Source organism: Poseidonibacter ostreae (assembly GCF_009208075.1).
GTDB lineage: Bacteria > Campylobacterota > Campylobacteria > Campylobacterales > Arcobacteraceae > Poseidonibacter > Poseidonibacter ostreae.
The window spans coordinates 1-22,045 of record NZ_WFKJ01000014.1 but is presented as its reverse complement, the minus strand read 5'-3'; the positions used below and the strand labels follow the sequence as shown (position 1 = coordinate 22,045).

The window sequence follows — 22,045 nt, the reverse complement described above, 5'->3', positions numbered from 1 at the left end:
ATATAAGTATTTTAACCATATATAGTAAACAATTGATTATAAAGTAAACAATTTTAAAAAAAATATATAAAAATATACTGTATAATTACTTTATATAAAATAAGGTTAAAAAATATGCAAGATTATATAGCCCAAGATGAAATTTCTAAAGAAATATTAAACTCAGCAAAGTTATTACAAGCAGTTAATGTCCATGCACTAATTATTGGTAGCCCAGGTGTTGGGAAAAAATCCCTTGCTTCTTATATACTACCTAGTTCAAAAATCTATAATGCTAAATCATTACAACAAGACATTCATGATGAAATAATTAATATACAAGATGATGCAATTATTATTGATAAAATAGATGAGATTACAAATATTGATCTTTTATTAAACTGGATTAATACAAATAGTATTCGAATTATTGCGATATCTCATAATGATATGCTAAATCAAAAACTAAAAGATATATTTTCAATAAATCTAGAAGTACCAGATTTATATAAAAGAGATTTAGATACAAAAGCTTTAATACATAAGTTTTCTATTGAAGCATCTCAAACTTTAGATATGCAAATGATTTCTTCATCAAAACTAATTACAAATACTACAAATAATACGCACTCACTTAGAAAATCTATCTATTTTTCATATCTTTTTGAAACAATTGGAGAAGAAGAAATACTAATGTTTTTAGAAAAATATTTAGGAGAAAACTTAGGAGAAGAAAATGCATATAAAAATCTTCTTTATCTATTTGAAGTACCTTTAATTAAGGCTTCTACAAAGAAATATAAATCCCAAGTACAAGTTGCAAAACATTTAGGATTAAATAGAATTACTTTACGTAAAAAACTAGAAACACATAAAGAGTTATTATGACTGAATTAAATATCCAAATTGAAGAATTAATATCTCAAAACGCAAATGATTTTCAGATATCAAAAGTTTTTAAAAACTATTTTAAAAACTATGTAGCTTCTATTGATACAACACTAGAAACTACTGGTGGAAAAGACTTTTTTGTAAAACATACAAAGCATACAGACAAATTTTTAATTCTGCTTTATAAATATATTTTAAGAAAAAACTTTGGTTCTTATCAACCAATGAGTTCTTCTGTTCCAATTTCTTTAATTGCACTTGGATCTTATGGAAGACAGCAACTTTGTATATATTCTGATATTGATATTATGATTTTATATGAAGATATAAAAGGTTATAACTTAAAAGAAATAATGGAAGAGTTTATTACTCTAGCATGGGATTGTGGCTTGAAACTAGGCTCTAGAGTTCATGAACTAAAAGAAGTTGCTTTAAGTGTTGAGCAAGATATTACTATAAAAAGTTCAATTTTAGAATCACGAATGATATTTGGTTCAAAATATCTTTGGTATGGCTATGAAAACGTTTTAAATTTAATTAGAAAAACAAATCAAAAAGAGTTTGTATTAGAAAAACTTGAAGAACATAAACAAAGACTTTTAAAATATCCATTAAAAATGGAGCCAAATATTAAAGATGGATTTGGAGGAATTAGAGAGTCTAATATGATGTATTGGATTGCTAATATTTTATATGGAACAACAGATACAAAAACTTTAATAGGTACAGAGTTCACAGAAGAAGAATATAGGAAATATAGACAATCTTTAGAGTATATTTTTCAAGTTAGAAATGCTTTACATAATATTGCAAGAAAAAAGCAAGATCAAGTAACTTTTGATATTTTGCCAGAACTAAGTACTAAATTAGGCTTTAAGAATACTCCACGACATACAAAAGATAGACAATGTATGGCAAAACTTCTAACATGCTTACACATTATCCATAGTTTTACAGCAACTATGGTTAAAAAGTTTACAAGAGGAGTTATATTTAAAGCTGAAAATATAACTAAACTAAAAGAGCATAGATATAAAAAGAATTTATACATAGTAGAAAATACTTTATACACTTCTTTTAATGCAAAACAAGTAACACTAAATACTCTTTTAAAAGAGTTAATAGAACTTCCTGCAAAAGTAACAAGATTTGATAGATCTTATATATATTATGCAAGTAAAACAAAACTACCAAAAACACAAACTAAAGAACTACAAAAAAATATAAAAGCAATGCTTTATAAAAAACGACTATATCCTGTAATTAAACTAATTTATAATGCAGGTTTATTTGAAGCAATTTTACCTAGTACAAAAAAGATAATTGACCAACCTCAATTTGATGGTTATCACCAACATCCTGTTGATGTACATTCAATTGCAACATTAAAATTTGCAGAAGAAATTAAAGATCCTTATATCCAAGAGATATTTAATTCTTTAACTAAACAGCAAAAAAGTATTACAAAACTAGTAGCGCTATTTCATGATATTGGGAAAGGAAGACCAACTGACCATCACATTGTGGGAGAGAAGCTATTTAAAGGAATGGGACTTTCATTTGGCTTTGATGAAGAACATACAAAAATAGGAGCAAGACTTGTAAGATATCACAATATGATGTCTTATATTGCAACACATGAAGATATCTATTCTGAAAAAACTATTTTAAATTTTGTAGGTTTAGTAAAATCAGAACTTGCTTTAAAGATGTTATATGTGGTAACTTACTGTGATATTTCAGCAGTTGGAAAAAATATTTATAACTCATCAATGGCTTCACTTTTAAAACAACTTTACACTCAAACTCTTCCAGCTTTTGAAAATGAAGATTTACTAAATGAGAGTGCAAGAAGAGTTGCTAAGCAAAATACTATAAAAAATTTAAAAAGATACAAAGAGTTACCAAACTTAGTAAAAAAGAAAATCATGTATATCTCATCAAATCAAATGTTTTTAATACTAAAAGCAGAAGATATTTTAGATATTGCGATTAAAGCAAAAGATGTAAATAATTATATTTATAAAATCATGAATACAACACATTTAACTATTAGAATTATTAGAAATGTACCATTAAACCTAGGATACCTTTTAGGAAAATTGGAGTTTTTAAATATTGCATCAATGAATATTTTCAAACTATATGATAATAAAAAAGCATTCTATATCTCTTTTACTGAAAAAGTTGATGATGAAGATTTGCCTTTTATCGAGGAAGTTATAAAAAGCTCTTTTGATATGTCAAAAACAACAAAATCAGCAGCACCAATTATAAAAAAAGAGAATATAAAAGTTAATTGTAATCATACAGCACACTTAGCTTCTATGAGTATAGTAGCAAAAGATCAAAAAGGTCTTTTTGCTTATATTGCAAAGATTTTTGATGATTTTAATATTGAAATTGAGAGTGCAAAACTACATACAATTAAAGGTTACGCAAAAGATTTATTATTGATAGAAAAAAATGGTAACTTCTGTGGAAACCAAGATGATATAATTGATTTAATGTGTACAGAAGATAAAATAGAAAAAGCAGAATAATCTGACTTTTTCTAAACTTTTCTAGCTAACTCTTTAGCCCCTTTAAAATCTTTCTTACCTGTTCCTAGTTTTGGGATATCTTCAACAATTTTAATTAAACTTGGTATCATTAGTTTATTTTCAAAAGAAGTATTTATTCTCTCTTTTAATTCACTAACAAAACTTTCATCAACACTTGAAATCAGAAGAATAATCTTTTCCCCTTTTTTTTCATCTTCTAGTGAAGTTGCTATAAAATCAGTTTGTGAGTCTTCTTCTAAATCTATTAGTTTTGAGATTTTTTGTTCAACAGCTGTTAGACTAATCATCTCGCCACCAAGTTTTGCAAAGCGTGAATATCTATCAACAATAGTTAAAAACCCATCATGGTCAAGTTTTCCCTTATCCCCTGTAATATAATAAGTATGTCCATCAATTTGCTTTAAAACTTCTTGTGTTTTTTTCTCATCTTTTAAATATCCTTTCATAACTTGAATACCAGAGATTAAAACCATTCCTTCTTCGTTTGTTTCCAACTCTTCAAAAGTTTCAGGGTCAACTATTTTGATAAAAGTTCCAGGTAATGCCATACCTACTGTTCCTACTTTATTTCCCTTTTGAACTATATAATCAGGTGTTAAAACATCAGGTAAATTACAAGAAGTAACTGGTGTTGTTTCTGTTGTACCAAAGCCTTCTAAAATATCTTTTCCAAACTTCTTTTTAAACTCTAATCTTACATCAGATCTAAGTTTTTCAGCACCTGCAACAGTTAATCTTAAACTTTCAAACATCAAAGGATTAACCTTAGGATTTTTAGTATAAAGTCTAAAGAATGTAGATGTTCCAGTAAGTATTGTTGCTTTATACTTATGTATTAACTTTCCTAAACCTAACCCATCAGTTGGATCTGGATGTGCAACACATTTAATTCCCTCAATTAAAGGTAAAAATGTAGTAACAACTATTCCAAAGGCATGAAAAATAGGAAGTGAACCTACAAAAATATCCTCATCATTTACATTTAAAACATTTGCAATTTGCTGTGAATTTCCAAGAACATTATCACTACTTAACTCAATACCTTTTGGCGTCCCTTCACTTCCTGATGAAAATAAAATTAAAACAGTATCATCTTTTTTAATCTTTTTTAAATGTATTGACTTTAAAATAAAACTAGGTAGAAACTTTACACTTAAAAGAGTAAGTAATCCACTTGATTTTGTAATCTCTTTTTTCAAATCTTCAAGATAAATCACTTCAACTAAATCAAATAAAGAAGAGATATCAATTCCTTTACTTTTTAGTTTTTCTACAAACTTTAAACTTGCAACTATTGTTTTTACTTCTGCTTTTTTAACAGCTTGCTTTAAAGACTCTACTTCAGAAGTATAATTTAAATTAACTGCAGTTTTTCCCATCATTAAAATAGAATTATTTATAAAAGCTCCGGCACAAGTTGAGGGAATTAATAAACCAATATTTTGCCCTTTTACCTTTTTTTCTAATAAGTTTTTAAATAGTATAGATACAGTTAAAAACTTATTACCACTTAATTCTAAACCAGTTGAATCTGCCATAATCATTTCAGTTGAAACTTCTTTTAACTTATCAAAAATTGTTTCACTAATCGTACCTAAGTTTGAAATATGTTGTTTCCATGATATTGTAGATAAGGCTAATACTTCTTTTTTAATAAGAGAAATATTTGCCTTTTCTTTTTTCATTGATTTTGAAAAAGATACAGTTACTGTATTTGTTCTATATGATTTTTTTAATTTTTTATTAGCTCTTGAGAACATTGATTCCCATAAACCTCTAATATAAAAAGAGACAACTCTAACATCCGAATTTGTCTGTTTTAAAATTAATTCAAAACCTCTTTTGAATTCTCCTAAATGACCATTTCTTGTAATATTCCCCTCAGGAAAAAGTACAACTACATTTCCTTTATCTAACTCTTTAGCAACTAATTGCATTGTACTTTTACTAGAAGCCCCTGAAATTGGAATAGCATTAAACATTTTTAGTAACCAGTTTAGATACCACTTGTTATAAATTGATTTTTCCATTACAAACTTTACTTCACGTGGTACACTCATTAAAATAACAGCCCAATCAATCCATGAAACATGATTCCCTAAAAGTAAAACTCCACCACTTGAAGGTATATTTTTAATTCCATTTACTTCCAATTTATATTTTAAACCAACAACCATTTTTAGAAATAGTAAAATCATTGATTGAGGAAATTTTAATACAGTATAACTTGCTCCTAAAATTGTAATAAATAGTATTAAATATATTGTATTTAGTGGGTCAAGATTATAAAAAGAAACTATAGTTGTAATACTTAGCATAAGAAACATAGATAAAGAATGGAACCAATTATTTCCAGCTAATACAGTTCCTAAAATCTTTTTATTTGCATTAAACTGTATTAGAGCATTTAAAGGAACTACAAATAATCCACCAAAAATACCAAATAGTAAAAATGTCATTGCTAAAAAAAATGGAGTTTGTACAATTGTAGAAATGTAAACCATTATTGCCATCCCAAATGCAGCAATTGGAATTGTTCCTATTTCTATATAGTTTTTAGAAACCTTTGAATATATAAATGCTCCAATTGCAATTCCAATTCCCGAACACGCAATTACTCCATTTATAACAAATACATTTGTAACTTCTAAATACTGCTTTGCAAATGATGGAAATACTGCCATTAAACCTTGTGAGATTCCCCAAAAGATTGACAAGCCAATAACAGATAAAAATATTACATTATTTGAAGATATTGTTTTGATATTTTTTATTAAAAGCTTACCTTGAAACCACTCTTTTTTATTAATTGCTAAGGTATCATTTTTTCTATATGAAGTTTTTAATTTACGTAAAATAAAAAGTGAAACAATCATCTCTAAAAAAGCTATAGGCAAGATATAGTAAGTCAAAGGTAATATTGCAGTTAGTAACTCTTCTTTGGTATTTAATGCACCTAAATCATTTGAGATATAAAAGCTTTCAAAAATATATGAAGCTACTCCTATTGCAAATAAAATTGCAATAATAGATATAGATTGAAGTGATGAATTACCTCGAGCTAGATTCTTTTTTCCATAAATATCTATTATTAATCCAAACTTTGCAGGTGAATATATTGCACTTTGAACTGCTAATAAAACTAAAGATATCATTGCAAAGTAAAAGTTACCACTAAAGTAAGCTATTATCATTAAAACTGATAAAGCAAAAGAAGATACAGCACCATAAACTAAAATATCTTTTTTATTATACTTATCTGATAAATAACCACTAAGAGTAAATAGAAGTAAAAATGGTATTATAATCATTGCATTTATTATAGATATCCAAATAACTTGCTCACTTCCATCAAAAACTTTAAACGCTATATTTTGTAATAAAACCTTATGCGAAACATCAACTAAAGCATTACAAAATACAACAAATAAAAATGCAAATTTTATCAATAAAATATTATTTAAATTATCTTTTAACTTTTTCATTACATATCCTTCTTAAACTCTTCAATTGTATGACGATTGAAGATAAATGGCTTAAATGAGTTCAAAATATCAAGTACCAAAATTTCTGGAAGCACGCCAGTTTTTTCTAAAACTTTTGTACTTAGTTTTCTCTCTAAGCTTGCTAGTTTTTTACTTGTACTTACATATTCATTTATTAAATCAATTGAGATATCATATTTTAAAAGCTCGCTAAATGTTTTCAAAACTTCAACTTCAGTTTTAAAATATATATCTTTATTATCAACTAAATCTAGTTTAATCGCCTCTTGTAAATTTAAATCTAATAAATCTTTTTTTGATATTGGATTTTTTATCTCACTTGAAATCATTTGAATTGATTGCAAAATTAAATCTGCTCTATCATTAAAATTAATATTATAATAATCAAAAAGCTCTTTGATATAATCAAGAGAAAAATTAAGATTATCTTTAAAGTATTTAATTAAATTTAAAACTGTTATTGTGATTTCTGGATAGTATTTCATATTTTTTGAAGTACTTAAAGTATTTGGTAATAATCCCTTTTTATAATAAAAAGAGATTGTGTGATTACTCAAAGTTGATATTTCAACTAGTTCACTCATTTTATAGTATTTTTTATCTTCAATAACTTTCATTTTTATTCCTTAAAGTTAAGAGTTTAACTCTTTACTTTTGAAAGTATAGATAAATTTAATTAAAAAGTCAAGAGTTGGACTCTTTACTTTTTTTATTTTTATTCTTTGTGTTTAAAGAATCTAATGAAAATATAACTAAGGCCAGCCATATAAGAGAAAAGGTAATTAACTTATCACTATTAAACTCTTCCTTATAAATAAAAATTGCAAGTAAAAAAGCACAAGTAGGTCCTAGATATTGAAAGAAACCTAAGGTAGATAGTTTCATTCTAGTAGCTGCTCCATTAAATAATAAAAGAGGAGTAATTGTAATAATTCCACCTAAGCTTAACATTATATTTATATATTCACTTGAGTTAAGAAAAGAGATTTTATCATTTATCATTAAATAATATATACCCAATAATGCAAAAGGCATTAATATTAATGTTTCTATAAATAGTCCTACAATAGAACCTACATTTATTTTCTTTCTTATCATTCCATAAAAAGCAAAACTAAGTGCTAAAGTAAGAGAGACTAGAGGTAGAGAACCTAAAGATATTAATTGATATAAAACTGCTAAAAAAGCTATTAAAATAGCAAAATTTTGATATCTTGTCATTCTCTCACCAAAAAATACATATCCTAAAAACACACTAACAAGAGGGTTTATATAGTATCCAAATGCAGTTTCCATGATTCTTTCATTTGTAACAGCCCAAATAAATACAAGCCAGTTAAGGGAGATAAAAAATGTAGAAAAAGCAAGGTATTTTAATTTCTTAACATCTTTTATTATAATTTTAAAAATATCAACTTGTTTTGTAATAAAAAGTAGTGGTATTAAAATTATAAAAGACCAAAATATTCTATGTATTAAAACTTCTAAGGGCTCTACACTTGATACTTGTTTAAAATAAATTGGAGCAATAGCCCCCCAAAATAAAAATGCTAAAACGGCATATACTTGCCCTAATCTATTTTCGTTCAAATGTGTTCTTTTTATTAAATTTCTAGACCCATATCTTTTACTGTTACTTTATTCTTTCCAATGAACTCTTTTTCATTTGCATTAGAAACAATAAGTTTTGCAATTTTATCTGTTATTTCTGCTATATTCTTTGTTTCTGAAGCAATAACAGCATTTTGTTGAGTTTGCTGATCAAGTTGAGTTACTGCCGTATTTATTTGTTCTATCCCTTTTAATTGCTGACTACTTGACATTTCAATATCTGCAATTAAGTTTGTAGTTTCTTCAATATTCTTATTTAACTCTATATATCCTTCTATCATATTTCCAGCTATTTTTTTACCTTCATCTGCTTTTGATCTAGCATTTTCTACTATATCTTTTATCTCTTTTGCAGCTTCAGCACTTCTAGAAGCTAAATTTCTTACCTCTTGAGCAACAACAGCAAATCCTTTTCCAGCTTCACCTGCTGTTGCTGCTTCTACTGCCGCATTTAAACTTAATATATTTGTTTGAAAGGCTATTTGATCAATCACACTAATTGCTTCATTTATTGAGTTTACTTGAACATTTATTTCATCCATTGCAACTGTTGTTTGGTTTGCAAGTTTTTCACCTTGGTTTGCTGAGTTAATAACAGTATTTGAATTATTAGCCACTTTTGTTACATTTTCAGTATTATTTCTTACAGTTGAAGTTACTTCTTCTAGTGCAGCTGCTGTTTCTTCTAAACTTGCAGCTGCTTCATTTGAACTTTGATTTAATTTATCAACATTAGCTAAAAGTAAGTCTGAACCTTGATCAAGAGTTAATCCATTAGCTTTGTTCTCTACTAACATATCATTTATTACATTAGCAAGACTATTTAAACCTTCCGATGTCTCTCCTAACTTTCCATTTAATCTATATTCAAAGTTCAGGTTTTGGAATGCTTCTAAAGCTTCAGATATTTTATTTAAATCTCCATCAACTTTTGTAGATACAATATTAAATAAATCATTGATGCCATTTTTAAGGCTTTCAATTCCTTCATTTTGAGTAGATTCAAGTATAGTTTGTTTCATAATACCTGTTTTTGCTAAATCAATCGCTTGATTTGCACTATTTATTACTTTTTTTGCATCTGTAATATCTTGAGCAAACTTAACAACACGAATTACTTTTCCCTTACTATTTTTTACAGGAGTATATGAAGCTTGAATCCAAACAGAAGTACCGTCTTTTGTAAATCTTTCAAATTCATTTATTTGAGATATTCCATTAGCTAAACTTTCCCAAAACTTTTTATATTCTTCACTGCTTGCATATGCTTTATCACAAAACATACTATGATGATTACCAACTGTTTCATTTAGCTTATAACCTAATACATTTAAGAAATTATCATTTGCATGTATTATTGTTCCATTTGGCTTAAATGATATAATTGCATAATTTTCTTCCATTGCAATAAGACGTGCTGATTCTTCTTCTGTTTTTCCAAAACTAAACATTATGATTCCTTCTAATTATCATTAAATTTATTATTATTTTAATGATTTCTAAAAATAGTTATTAATTATTTCATATTATAATAAATGACCTAAAAATCATATATATAGTACTTTATTTTTTAAAAATATACTTTTATTTCTTCAGAATTTAAAAGTTTTCCAGTAGATTTAACTTCACCATTTATTACAAGTCCTGGAGTATTCATTACACCATAATCCATAATTTTAACAATATCTTCCACTTTTTCAACCTGAGCAAAAATACCAGCTTCTGCAACTGCTTTTTTTACATTTTCTTCTAAGGCTTTACATTTTGCACAACCTGTTCCTAAAATTTCTATTTTCATTTCTTTCTCCTATTATTTTTATAAAATCGCGTTAAATATATATCCAACTAAAAGTATTGCACTTCCAACAATCCCAAAGAATATTGAGATAAGTTTAAGAGACATTACTCTTTTTAAAATCATAGCTTCAGGAAGACTAAGAGCAACAACAGCCATCATAAATGATAATGCAGTTCCAAGCAGCATTCCTTTTGAAGTTAAAACTTCAATAAGTGGAATCATACCTGCAGCACTTGAATACATTGGAATTCCCATAGCAACTCCTAGAATTGGAGCATACCAAGAGTTACCACCTGCATATTTTGCAATAGTCTCTGCTGGAACATATCCATGTATAAAAGCGCCAATTGCAATACCAACTATTACATAAGGATATATTTTTTTAAAGATGTCAAGTGTAGCTTCCCAAGCTTCTTTTACTCTTGCTTTAAAAGTACTTCCTTCTTCTTGGGAATTACAACAAGATGCAGGTTTAACTTCAATTAATACTTCTTTCTCTAAGTTCATACTTCCAATTACTAAGCCTGCAACTATTGCAATAAGTAAAGCACAAGAAATATAAAGCAGTGTTATCTTCCATCCAAAAAGTGAAAATAGTAAGGCAATTACAACTGCATCACTAAGTGGTGCAGAGATTAAATATGAAAAAGTAACTCCCAAAGGAATCCTAGCTTGCAAGAAACCTAAAAATAAAGGTATTGCAGAACATGAACAAAAAGGTGTTAGCATTCCAAAAAAAGCTGCTGAAATATGACCTATTAACTTATGTTTTCCACTTAAATAATCTCTTACCTTTTCTACAGGGAAAAAACTTCTTAAAAAGCTTACAATATAAATAATTACAATTAAAAGAAAAAATATCTTTATCGTATCATAAATAAAAAAGTTTATAGCTTCACCTAAATGACCTTCTAAACTCCAAAGTTCATAAGTTAAATAATCAACAAAATCTTTCCACATAAGTATCCTTTTTTATTCCCACTCTAATTGATCGTATAAAGTTTTTGCATTCAAAGGAGCTATAGTTTTATAGTGATCATAATATGAAAATTTTTTATCATCTACATAATTATAAATATCCTCTACATCAACCTCATCATCGTAAGCTTTTGTTACACTTTGTTTTAAAACTCTTAAGTATTCTAATGTTGGCTTATAAGAAGTTTTATCAAACTCTTTTCCATGTCCACCCATCACATACTTAACATTCATTTTTTCAAGTTTTTCTAAGGCTTTTATCCATTCATTTATATTTGAATATTTTGCATATTTAATCATTCTTCCATTAAATACTATATTTCCAGTAAAAATAAACTCTTCTTTTGGAATATAAACCGCAATATCTGAAACACTATTTGCACCTTGGCTTAATTTTAATACCTCAATATTAAATTTTTTACCTTTGATTACATACTTATCATTAGTAAAAATATCAGCTTCTACAACTTTTGATTTTGAATACTCTTCTTTTGAAGTAATTTTTGGAATTCTATTAAACTTATCAGGGTTTTCTTTTAGCTCTTGCACAATAGTTTTATGAGCAATAATAGGAATATTCTTTTCTTTATAAAAAGAAGCTCCAGTATACCTATCATCATGAAAATTTGTAACTATTACATAAGATACATCTTTTGCATACTTCTTTTTTATTAACTCATTTAACTCTTTTGCAAAAACATATGTAGGACCTGCATCAATTACTACTATAGAATCTCCAATATCAACTGTACAAACATTTGATACAAATCCTTTGTTTTCTTTTGTTGGAGGGTTCAAATCTCCAATATAACAATCTATGTTTGAAGTCACATTAACAACTTTTAATTTATACACATTGGCATATAAATTAAAAGATAGAAGTAAAAGTATATATATAAAAGATTTCATTTTTTGCCTTTTTATTATTTTAAAGCCTCTACAACTTTTGGAAGTAAAAGCTCTTCTATTTCTTTATATGTATCTTCAAATGCTTCAAAACCTTTTCCATCTGGATCTTCAAAACTTACATGAATTACTTTAGTTGCATTTGGGAACATTGGACAAGTTTCATGTGCATTATCACAAACAGTAACTACTAAATCATAAGTATTTTCAATTACCTCATCAATCACTTTTGAGTGATATTCTTCTTTCCATATACCTTTTTGCTCTAGTAATTTCTTTGCATTTGGATTAACTCTACCACTAGCTTTCACCCCTGATGAATCTGAACTTATACGATCTAACTTTGCATTTATAAGTGCTTCAGCTATTATACTTCTGCAAGAGTTTCCTGTACATAAAATTAAAACCTTTTTGTCTGATTTATTTTGCATTTTTTATCCTTTTTTATTTTAGATTAATTTATTTTCTTACAACCACGCTAGTGATAATAATACTACTAGTAAAACTGGTGGTGTAATTATTAGACCAAATTTACTATATTGTGCAAATGAAATATTTACACCTTTTTTTGCTAATACATGTAACCAAAGTAAAGTAGCTAATGAACCAAATGGTGTCATTTTAGGTCCTAAGTTACAACCAATAATATTTGCATAAGCTAAAGCTTGATTTGGAATATCTTGAAGTGCTATATCCATAATCATAACTGTTGGCATATTATTCATAATTGCAGATAAAAATGCTGCTATAAATCCAGTTCCTACAATTGCAACAGTATCACTACGAGTGCTTAAATCTTGTAAAATTAAAGCTAGATAATCAGTAAGACCTGCATTTTTTAAACCATATACAACTATATATAGTCCAATACTAAACCATACAACTTGCCAAGGTGCTTCTTTTATAATACGAACAGGCTCAACTGTTTTAAACATAGTTGCAATGATTAAAAATATTACTCCACCACCAAGGGCAAATACTGCAACTGGTAAATCATAAGCATCACCAATAAAATATCCTACGATTAAAAGTGCTAAAAAAGCCCAAGATAATTTAAATAAAGTATGATTTTTAATTACACTTGATGGCTCTTTTAAAAGTGAGATATCCACAGTTTTAGGAATATCTTTTCGTAATAGAATCCATAAGAAAACAATAGATATAAATACACTCACAATATATGGAATTAACATATTTGAAATATACTCAGAAAAGCCTATATCAAAATAGTTTGCAGTTACAATATTAGTAAGGTTTGAAAATACTAAAGGTAATGATGCACTATCAGAGATAAATCCACCTGCAAGTAAAAAAGCAATGATTGATTTCATATTTAGTTTTAATATTCTCATTTTTGCAAGTAAGATAGGAGTTAAAATAAGTGCCGCTCCATCATTTGCAAAAAGTGCAGATACAAAAGCACCCAATAAAATAGAATAAATAAACATCTTCTTTCCACTTCCATTTGAAAACTTTGCCATTTTTAAAGCACACCATTCAAAGAATCCAATCTCATCTAAAACCATAGATAAAATTATAATTCCAATAAAAGAAAGTGTTGCGTCCCATACAATATCAGTAACTATTAGAACATCTGAAAAACTTACTACACCTAAAACTAAAGCAACAATTGCTCCAATAACAGCAGTAGTTCCTATTTGTAAATCTTTTGGTTGCCAGATTACAAAAATAAGAGTTACAAGAAATATAAGTGAACTAAGTATCATAATTCATCTTCTTTTATTTCAGATTCACTTGCCTTAAGAACATAAATAAAGGTATCTACATCTAATTCATCATATCTTTCAACTGTAACTTCTTGACGTTCAAACTCATTTCCTTCAAACTCATCTAAATTATCCCAATGGTTAATTAAGTTATTTGAATAAAACAAAAATCCATGAATAGTATCTCCACTTCCATCTTCGTTTAATTTAATACCTGGGTACCCCATAGAAGCAGACCAACCTGCATCTTTTAGGTTACCTTTTACAGTTGCAGGTACAAACTTTCCTACAATATTTTCCAAAACATGTCCATTTGGACAGTTTGGCATTAGCGTTCCATATACAAAAAGTGTATCAGTCATTTTAATTACAAGCCTTTTTTAAATTTGGTAAATCAATATCTAAAGTATTTATCTCTTTAATTGCAGAAATTCTAAACTCATCAAGTGGAGTTCTAATAGAATAATAAGCCCATCTTCCTTCTCGCTCAACTTTTAAAAATCCTGCTTCTTTTAAAATCTTCAAATGTCTAGATAGTCTAGATTGAATCATTTCAAAAGAGTTTTCTAAATCACATACACAGCACTTTCCATGAATATCTATAAATTTTAATAGTTTGATTCTTGTTTCATCATTTAAAGCACTTACTGTTTTTAAAAAAATATCCATTGATTTTCCTTTGATTTTTAAAAGTATATCATATTTACATTAATATATCAAGATATCTTGATATATTAATGTAATTTCTTTTTTCTTAATACTTACATAAATTACTGTAAGAGATATTTAAGTTTAAAGAGTCTACAATTCATTACTTACAAAAATTACAGTATTAGAAATTGGAACACTAAGTCCTAGTTCTTTTGGTTTTGAGCCATGGAAGTTTGTAGTAATTCAAAATGAAGATTTGAGAGAAAAATTAAAAGAATTTTCTTGGGGAGCTCAAGGTACGCTTCCAACTGCTAGTCACTTTGTAATTATTCTAGCAAGAAAGAAAAAAGGTATGATATATAATAGTGATTATATTACTCATATGATGAAAGACGTTAAGCAATTACCTGAAGATGTTCAAAAAATGTATTCAGGTTTTTATGAACAATTTCAAAAAGTTGATTTTGATTTACTAAAAGATGATAGATATTTATTTGATTGGGCTACTAAGCAAAACTATATTGCTTTAGCGAATATGATGACAGGTGCAGCATATATGGGAATTGATTCTTGTCCAACAGAAGGCTTTGATGCTAAAAAGACAGAAGAGTTTTTAAAGAATGAATTAAACATTGATACAGAAGAGTTTGGTGCATCTGTTATGGTTCCTTTTGGATATAGAAAAACTGAACCTTCAAGAGAAAAAGTAAGACAAAGCGTAAATACTGTAACACAATGGTTTAATTAAAATAAATAGCTAGTTTAAGGAGAAAAAAATGAGTACTTATATTGAAGAGTTTGAGACAATTAACAAGGGATATAATTCTACATTTAAAGTAAATAAATTAAGCCTTGGATTAGTTGTACCTTTAGAAAATTATTCAAACACTGCAATCCCTAGTATGAATAATCAACTTGAACGTATTTTATTAGCAGAACAACTTGGATTTTCAAGTATTTGGTTAAGAGATATACCTTTTAATGTACCCTCTTTTGGTGATGGAGGACAAATGTTTGATCCATTTACTTATCTTGGCTTCCTTGCAGCAAAGACTTCGAAAATAACACTTGGAGTTGGTAGTGTCATTTTACCTCTTCGTCATCCTGCTCATATTGCTAAGGCAGCAGCGAGTATTGATGTTTTATCAAATGGAAGACTAATACTTGGTGTTGCCTCTGGTGATAGACCTGAAGAATATCCTGCTTTAAATAAAGACTATGCAAATAGAGGTGAGATTTTTAGAGAAAGCTTTAAATATATAAAAGAAGTTTGGGAAAATTATCCAAGCTTAGATAATAGTTTTGGAAATTTATATGGTGGAATTGATATGTTACCAAAACCAACAGTAAATAAAGTACCTATGTTAATAACAGGAGCATCACAACAAGACTCAAAATGGCTAGCACAAAATGGACAAGGTTGGATAACATATCCAAGAGATCCAATTTATCAAGCAAAATTTATTGATACTTGTAGATCACAAGTAAAAGAGTTAGATGGAGTTAATAAACCAATCTCACAATCTTTATATATTGATTTAGTTGATGATGACGATGCAAAACCAAAACCAATACATTTAGGATATAGATGTGGAACAAAGTATCTTCTAGAGCAATTAAAAACATTAGAAGCAATTGGGATTAATCATGTAGCATTAAACTTACGATTTAATCAAGCTAATATAGAAAAAACACTAAATAAATTAGCAGAAAATATTCTAGTAGAATTTAAATAAAAAGGAAGGTCATGCAAAAAACTATTTTAATTACAGGTTCAACAGATGGTATTGGATTACTAACAGCACAAAAACTACTAGATCTTGGACATAAAGTTTTAATACATGGAAGAAACTCATCAAAACTAGAACACTCAAAACAAAGACTTTTAGAGTCCAATAAAGAAGGTATTATTGAAACTTATCTTGCAGACTTATCAAATATAAGTGAAGTAAAAAAGCTTGCAAGTGATATATCAAAAAACAATAATAAAATTGATGTTCTAATCAATAATGCAGGTATCTATAAAACAAACGACAAAGTTACAAAAGACGGTCTTGATGTAAGATTTGTAGTAAATACAATAGCACCATATTTATTAACTAAAGCTCTTATGCCATTACTTCATAGTTCATCAAGAGTTGTAAATCTATCATCAGCTGCTCAAGCACCTGTTCAAGAAGAAGCACTAAGAGGTGAAATACTTTTAGAAGATTCTCATGCTTATGCTCAAAGTAAATTAGCACTTACTATGTGGTCTTCATATCTTGCTTTTAAAAATGAGATTGAAGGATTAGTTATGGTTGCTGTTAATCCAAAATCTTTTCTAGGAAGTAAAATGGTAAAAGATGCTTATGGAGCACAAGGAGTTGATATAAATATTGGAGCAGATATTTTAGTTCGTGCTTCTTTAAGTGATGAATTCTCTAATGCAAATGGAAAATATTTTGATAATGATATAGAACAATTTGCCCTACCTCATCTAGATGCTACAGATATCGACAAATGTAAAAATATTGTTTTAGCAATAGAAGAGATACTAAAAAGAGATAAAATCTTTTAAGAACTCTATAATTAAAGGTAAAAATACAGCTGTCATAATACCACTAAGTCCCATTGCAAGGGCTGCAAATGCTGCTGCTTTTTCACTAATTTCAATAGCTCTTGCTGTTCCAATTCCATGAGATACCAAACCTAAGGCAAAACCTTTTGATGTTTCGTATTTAATTTTTACTATTTTAAAAACTATACTTCCAAATAAAGCTCCAATTATTCCAGTGATTATGACAAAACCTATTGCTAAAGATGGAATTGCTCCAATTTGCTCTGAAGTAATTATTGCAATTGGTGCTGTTATTGATTTTGTTGTCATTGATAAAATAGTTACAGTTGAAGCTCCAAAAATCCATAATAATAAAACTGCAATTAAAACAGAAAAAATTCCAGCAACTATTAATGTTAAGACTATTGGTAATAGTAACTGTTTTATATATTTTAGATTATTATATAAAGGAAGAGCAAGTGCTACAGTTGCAGGTCCTAAAAAGAAGTGAATAATTTCTACACTTTTAAAATACTCTTCAAAAGAAGTATTTGTAAATAAAACTAGTGATAAAAGAATTATATAAGAGATAATTATAGGTTGAAGTAAAGTATGCTTATTAAACTTCTCATATATTATAATTCCAATTTTATAAGCTAGTAAAGTTAGAATTAACCATGTTAAAGGAGTATTTGATATATAATCATTTAAGGCTTCAAAATTCATGATTTTTTCTCCTGTTTTGAAGTTAAATAATCCATAAGTTTTGCGCTAAATGCTAAAGCAATTAAAGTTCCTGCAACAAGTGCTATAAGTATTGCCCAAAATTCTTTACTTATTAAATCCATTTGAGTGATTATTCCCATGGCTGCTGGAATAAATAAAAGAGGTAAATATCTTAATAAAACTCCAACAGAGTTATCCAAACTTTTAAAACTACTTTTTCTTATAATTAAAAATATTAGTAATAGTATCATTCCAATTACAGGACCTGGTACTAATAATGAGAACAGTATGGCAATACACTCTCCTAAAAATTGAAAAATTAATAAAGTTATAATTCCTTTTAGCATTTGCTTCCTTTAAAAAAATGTATTATACATTCTTTTCATAAACTTTAAAATGAAAACAAAAATGTTCATATTTGATTAATATTGATTATGTATAATTTCACATATTATTAAGGAATAAAAATGTTTAAAACACTTGCAACATCACTTACAACTTTTGCTTTTATTGTTATGGGAACAACAGGAGTATTAATGTACTTTCATATTCTTGACAATTACACAAAAGAATTACATGAGATTTTAGGATTAGCTTTTGTAGCAATAATCTTTGCTCATGTCTTTTTTAACTGGAAAGCAATGAAGAAATATTTTACGAAAAAAATATTTTATATTTCTGCTGGAATAATCTCTGCTGTATCTTTAGGTTTTATCTTAAATGCCCCTACTGGTCCAAATGTAAAAAGAATACTTATTAATTCTGTTTTAGGAAATCCTATTGAAAAGACTGCTGTTTTATTTGTAGATTCTTATGATATTGCAAAAACAAAACTTGAAGCAGCTGGTTTAATTGTTGAAGCAGATAAATCGCTAAAAGAGTTAGCAATGATTAATCAAACTTCACCTTTTGTGATAATTGATACAATATTAAAAAAGTGATTTAAAGTGATTTTATACAAACAAGTGCATTAAAGCACTTGTTATTTTTAAGAATTTTAAGAGTTTTTAAATAACTGATAAATTGAAGAAAAATCTTCTTCACCCTTACCCATCATTTTCATTTTAGAGAATAACTCTTTTGGCATTGCTGCTGAATAAAGTGGTTTTTTCATAGAGTATGCTAAATCTTGTAAACAATGTAAATCTTTATTTATTGCATCATTAGAGAAATGTGCTGAGAAATCTTCAGTAATTAGCTTTTGTTTTTTAGCATTTAAAACAAGTGAAGTCCCACCACCAACTCCTAAAATATCTAAAGCTTTTTCTTTTGGTATTTCACAATCTTCTGCAAGTGAAGTACACTCAGCAATTGTTGCCATAAATGAACCTAAACACAAGTTATTGATTAACTTCATTTTAGTTGCACTTCCTTGTTTTTCAAGAAAGAAAATCTCTTTTCCAATCTTTTCTAAAAGAGGTTTAACTTCCTCATAAACTTCTTTTTTCCCAGATGATACTAATGTTAATACACCTGCAAGTGCTGGAGCAACGCTTCCAAATACTGGATTTTCAAGATATTTAACTTCAAACTCTTCCATAATTTTGTGAACTTCCAAAACATCATTAAAGTGGTGAGTACTTAAATCAATAATAGTTTTACCTTTTAATTCTTCACATAAAAGTCCATCTTCCATATGTAAAATATTATCAACAGCAGGAGAATCAAAAAGACATAAAAATATTACATCACATTTTGAAAGTAAATCTTTTGGAGTATCAACAACATCAAAACCTTTTGCAAGAGCTTTTTCTTTTGTTCTATTATAAGTAAGAACCGTCTCACCTACTTCTTTTAATCTTGTTGCAACTGCAGTTCCTAAGTTTCCTAAACCTATAAATCCTATTGGCATAGTTTCTCCTATATTTTTTGTATATTATATGGGAGTTTTTTTAAAGGTAAATAAAAATGATGATTTTGCGAAAAAAGAGTGAGAATAAATAGATGGTTTTACCATCTATTTATATTTGAAGTTTGTGTGTTATTTTTTAAAGTCAGCTACTATTTTAGCTTTTAACTTAGGAATTGTAAATCCAAATTCGTCAAATAAATCATTTGCAGGTCCACTTGCTCCAAATGTATCCATTCCATAAACCTTGTCTGCAAATCTATAGTATTCTAATCCACGAGCAGCTTCAACAGCAAATACTTGAGTATTCACATCAATTACTTGATCAATATAAGATTGCTCTTGCTCTAAAAATAAATCAAAACAAGGAACAGAAACAACGTTTGCAATAATCCCTTCTTCTTCTAAGGCACAAGATGTTTGTAATGCTAACATTAATTCACTTCCTGAAGCCATGATTGTAATGTTTGCATTTTCTCTTTTTTTAAGTAAGTAAGCTCCATTTGAAACTTCACCAAACTCTTTTTTATCTTTTAAAACTGTAAGACCTTGTCTTGAACAAACAAATGCAGTTGGTGCATTCATTTTTAAAGCAGTTTTCCAAGACTCAACATTTTCAGTAGCATCTGCTGGTCTGAATGTATAGAAATTTGGTAAAGCTCTAAATTGAGATAATTGCTCTATTGGTTGGTGAGTTGGTCCATCTTCACCTACACCAATAGAATCATGAGTCCATACGAAGTGTTGAGGAATAGAAGCTAAGGCTGCAATCCTTGCACTTGGTTTTAAGTAATCAGAGAATACAAAGAAAGTTGCAGAATAAACTCTATATAAACCATAAAGATTCATTGCATTTGCAATCGCTGCCATTGCATGTTCTTTAATACCAAAGTGAATGTTTCTTCCATTTGGAAAATCACCTTCACCTTTTAGTTCAGTTTTATTAGAAGGTCCTAAATCTGCAGATCCACCTAAAAATCCTGGAACTGCTGCTGCAATTGCATTTAAGATTTTATGATTTGAATCTCTTGTAGCTACTTTTGTATCAGCTTCAAAAGTTGGATATTCAACTGCATCATAATTAGGATTTTGTAACTCTTCAATTGTTTTCTTAGCTTCTGCACTTAATGAATCATTCCATTCATTTTCAGCAACAGATCCAACTATTAATTTATCAAAAGCACCTTTAACATCAGCAGGTACGATGAATTTTTCATCTGGGTTAAATCCAGCTTTTTTCTTAGATGCTGCAATATCTTCTTCACCTAAAGGAGCACCATGTGCATGATGTGAACCTTCCATAGAAACAGAACCTTTTCCAATTGCAGTTTTTGCAATAATCATTACAGGTTTTGTGGCAGCCTTTGCTTGAACAAATGCTTTTTCAATTTGATCGAAGTTATGACCATCTATTTCAATTACTTCAAAATCAATACCTTGGAATCTTTTCTTAACATTCTCGCTCCATGCTAAAGAAGTATCACCTTCAATTGTAATTGAGTTTGAATCATAAATAATTACTAAGTTGTCTAACTTTAAGTGTCCTGCTGTTGCAGTTGCTTCATAAGAGATACCTTCTTGTAAATCTCCATCACCACATAAACAGTAAACTTTATGATTAATAACATCAGTACCTAAAGTATTTTGTGCATATTTTGCAGCTGATGCAAAACCTACTGCATTTGCAATACCTTGTCCTAATGGTCCTGTTGTAATTTCAATACCATGAGTATGTCCGAATTCTGGATGACCTGGAGTTTTTGAGTTTGTTTGTCTAAAGTTTTTTAAATCATTTAAAGCAACATTAAATCCCCATAAATGTAATAATGAGTAAACTAAACCAGTTGCGTGACCACCTGAGAATACTAATCTATCTCTGTTTAACCATTTTTCATTTGCTGGGTTTACATTTAAGTGCTTACTTAAAACTGTTGCAATATCTGCAAGACCCATAGGTGCACCTGGGTGTCCTGAGTTTGCTGCTTGTACCATATCTGCTGCTAAAAATCTAATCGTATCAGCTTGTTTTTGTAATAATTGTTTCGACATAATTATCCTAGTTAATTGATTGAGTTATCTATATTTTTGAGATTATATCTAAAATTGATTAAATACAATATGAAGTGGTTTTTATCTATGCTTTTGGAATAATAATTGTAAATTCTACTTGATAATTAGCAAATAAATACAAAACACCTTAAAAAGCAACTTACTAACAATTCTAAAAAGCAAAGACTTTGTTTATCTTTGCTAAAGCTGGAACAAAACTGGAACAATTTATTTTCTCTAAATGAAACTTAATAAGAGTTCCAAATATTAC

At 28.1% G+C, this 22,045-nt stretch carries 21 protein-coding genes; 6 read left to right on the top strand and 15 right to left on the bottom strand.

Annotation, left to right across the window (positions count from 1 at the left end):
* Positions 1–114: 114 nt before the first annotated feature.
* Positions 115–867: a Fis family transcriptional regulator gene (locus tag GBG18_RS06180; protein ID WP_152189392.1), complete on the top strand. Its 753-nt coding sequence runs from the start codon at positions 115–117 to the stop codon at positions 865–867.
* Entirely contained in the window at positions 864–3,413 is a 2,550-nt protein-coding gene (locus GBG18_RS06175) for a [protein-PII] uridylyltransferase family protein (protein WP_152189390.1), read from the top strand. The genes GBG18_RS06180 and GBG18_RS06175 overlap by 4 nt, the downstream gene beginning before the upstream one ends.
* Positions 3,414–3,424: 11 nt before the next feature.
* Here the strand turns inward: GBG18_RS06175 and GBG18_RS06170 are convergent, their stop codons facing one another.
* The 11 genes from GBG18_RS06170 to GBG18_RS06120 form a co-directional block, all read right to left on the bottom strand.
* A complete protein-coding gene (locus GBG18_RS06170) occupies positions 3,425–6,919 on the bottom strand; it encodes an acyl-[ACP]--phospholipid O-acyltransferase (protein ID WP_152189388.1) in 3,495 nt (1,164 codons plus the stop codon).
* Positions 6,919–7,557 (bottom strand): MerR family transcriptional regulator, encoded by a 639-nt coding sequence (locus GBG18_RS06165; RefSeq protein ID WP_152189386.1) that lies wholly within the window; start codon positions 7,555–7,557, stop codon positions 6,919–6,921. The genes GBG18_RS06170 and GBG18_RS06165 overlap by 1 nt, the downstream gene beginning before the upstream one ends.
* A 67-nt stretch (positions 7,558–7,624) precedes the next feature.
* A complete protein-coding gene (rarD, locus tag GBG18_RS06160) occupies positions 7,625–8,530 on the bottom strand; it encodes an EamA family transporter RarD (protein WP_152189384.1) in 906 nt (301 codons plus the stop codon).
* A 14-nt stretch (positions 8,531–8,544) separates the two neighbouring features.
* Positions 8,545–10,002: a methyl-accepting chemotaxis protein gene (locus tag GBG18_RS06155; RefSeq protein WP_152189382.1), complete on the bottom strand. Its 1,458-nt coding sequence runs from the start codon at positions 10,000–10,002 to the stop codon at positions 8,545–8,547.
* Positions 10,003–10,121: 119 nt separating this feature from the next.
* A complete protein-coding gene (locus GBG18_RS06150) occupies positions 10,122–10,349 on the bottom strand; it encodes a thioredoxin family protein (RefSeq protein WP_152189381.1) in 228 nt (75 codons plus the stop codon).
* 18 nt (positions 10,350–10,367) lie between these two features.
* The gene (locus GBG18_RS06145) at positions 10,368–11,309 is read right to left on the bottom strand and encodes a permease (RefSeq protein WP_152189379.1); all 942 of its coding nucleotides are present in this window, start codon (positions 11,307–11,309) and stop codon (positions 10,368–10,370) included.
* 12 nt (positions 11,310–11,321) lie between these two features.
* Entirely contained in the window at positions 11,322–12,236 is a 915-nt protein-coding gene (locus GBG18_RS06140; protein WP_152189377.1) for an MBL fold metallo-hydrolase, read from the bottom strand.
* Positions 12,237–12,250: 14 nt separating this feature from the next.
* Positions 12,251–12,664, bottom strand: a complete 414-nt coding sequence (locus tag GBG18_RS06135) for an arsenate reductase ArsC (protein ID WP_152189375.1) — start codon at positions 12,662–12,664, stop codon at positions 12,251–12,253.
* A gap of 36 nt (positions 12,665–12,700) precedes the next feature.
* Positions 12,701–13,960: an arsenic transporter gene (locus GBG18_RS06130; RefSeq protein ID WP_152189373.1), complete on the bottom strand. Its 1,260-nt coding sequence runs from the start codon at positions 13,958–13,960 to the stop codon at positions 12,701–12,703.
* Complete coding sequence (locus GBG18_RS06125) at positions 13,957–14,322, bottom strand: gamma-glutamylcyclotransferase family protein (RefSeq protein WP_152189371.1); 366 nt, start codon at positions 14,320–14,322, stop codon at positions 13,957–13,959. Before GBG18_RS06125 ends, GBG18_RS06130 begins: the two co-directional genes overlap by 4 nt.
* A gap of 1 nt (position 14,323) precedes the next feature.
* Entirely contained in the window at positions 14,324–14,629 is a 306-nt protein-coding gene (locus GBG18_RS06120) for an ArsR/SmtB family transcription factor (RefSeq protein ID WP_152189370.1), read from the bottom strand.
* Between the two features lie 154 nt (positions 14,630–14,783).
* Between GBG18_RS06120 and GBG18_RS06115 the strand changes: the two genes are divergently transcribed.
* From GBG18_RS06115 to GBG18_RS06105, 3 genes are read left to right on the top strand one after another with little or no spacing between them, the layout of a single operon-like run.
* Positions 14,784–15,359, top strand: coding sequence for an NAD(P)H-dependent oxidoreductase (locus GBG18_RS06115; protein WP_152189369.1), 576 nt, complete (start codon positions 14,784–14,786; stop codon positions 15,357–15,359).
* 28 nt (positions 15,360–15,387) lie between these two features.
* Positions 15,388–16,347: an LLM class oxidoreductase gene (locus GBG18_RS06110; RefSeq protein ID WP_152189367.1), complete on the top strand. Its 960-nt coding sequence runs from the start codon at positions 15,388–15,390 to the stop codon at positions 16,345–16,347.
* 11 nt (positions 16,348–16,358) lie between these two features.
* Complete coding sequence (locus GBG18_RS06105; RefSeq protein WP_152189365.1) at positions 16,359–17,171, top strand: SDR family NAD(P)-dependent oxidoreductase; 813 nt, start codon at positions 16,359–16,361, stop codon at positions 17,169–17,171.
* Here the strand turns inward: GBG18_RS06105 and GBG18_RS06100 are convergent.
* Positions 17,148–17,876 carry an LrgB family protein gene (locus tag GBG18_RS06100; RefSeq protein WP_152189363.1) on the bottom strand — a complete coding sequence of 243 codons (729 nt, stop codon included), beginning with the start codon at positions 17,874–17,876 and terminating at the stop codon, positions 17,148–17,150. The two genes, GBG18_RS06105 and GBG18_RS06100, sit on opposite strands and share 24 nt — an antisense overlap.
* The gene (locus tag GBG18_RS06095) at positions 17,873–18,223 is read right to left on the bottom strand and encodes a CidA/LrgA family protein (protein ID WP_152189361.1); all 351 of its coding nucleotides are present in this window, start codon (positions 18,221–18,223) and stop codon (positions 17,873–17,875) included. Before GBG18_RS06095 ends, GBG18_RS06100 begins: the two co-directional genes overlap by 4 nt.
* 120 nt (positions 18,224–18,343) lie before the next feature.
* On the opposite strand from GBG18_RS06095, the gene GBG18_RS06090 reads away from it, so the two are divergent.
* Positions 18,344–18,817, top strand: coding sequence for a DUF4405 domain-containing protein (locus GBG18_RS06090; RefSeq protein WP_152189359.1), 474 nt, complete (start codon positions 18,344–18,346; stop codon positions 18,815–18,817).
* Between the two features lie 56 nt (positions 18,818–18,873).
* Here the strand turns inward: GBG18_RS06090 and GBG18_RS06085 are convergent, their stop codons facing one another.
* Together GBG18_RS06085 and tkt are read right to left on the bottom strand one after the other, a co-directional pair.
* Complete coding sequence (locus tag GBG18_RS06085; protein ID WP_152189357.1) at positions 18,874–19,728, bottom strand: NAD(P)-dependent oxidoreductase; 855 nt, start codon at positions 19,726–19,728, stop codon at positions 18,874–18,876.
* A gap of 129 nt (positions 19,729–19,857) precedes the next feature.
* Entirely contained in the window at positions 19,858–21,774 is a 1,917-nt protein-coding gene (gene tkt, locus GBG18_RS06080; RefSeq protein ID WP_152189355.1) for a transketolase, read from the bottom strand.
* Between the last annotated feature and the right edge of the window lie 271 nt (positions 21,775–22,045).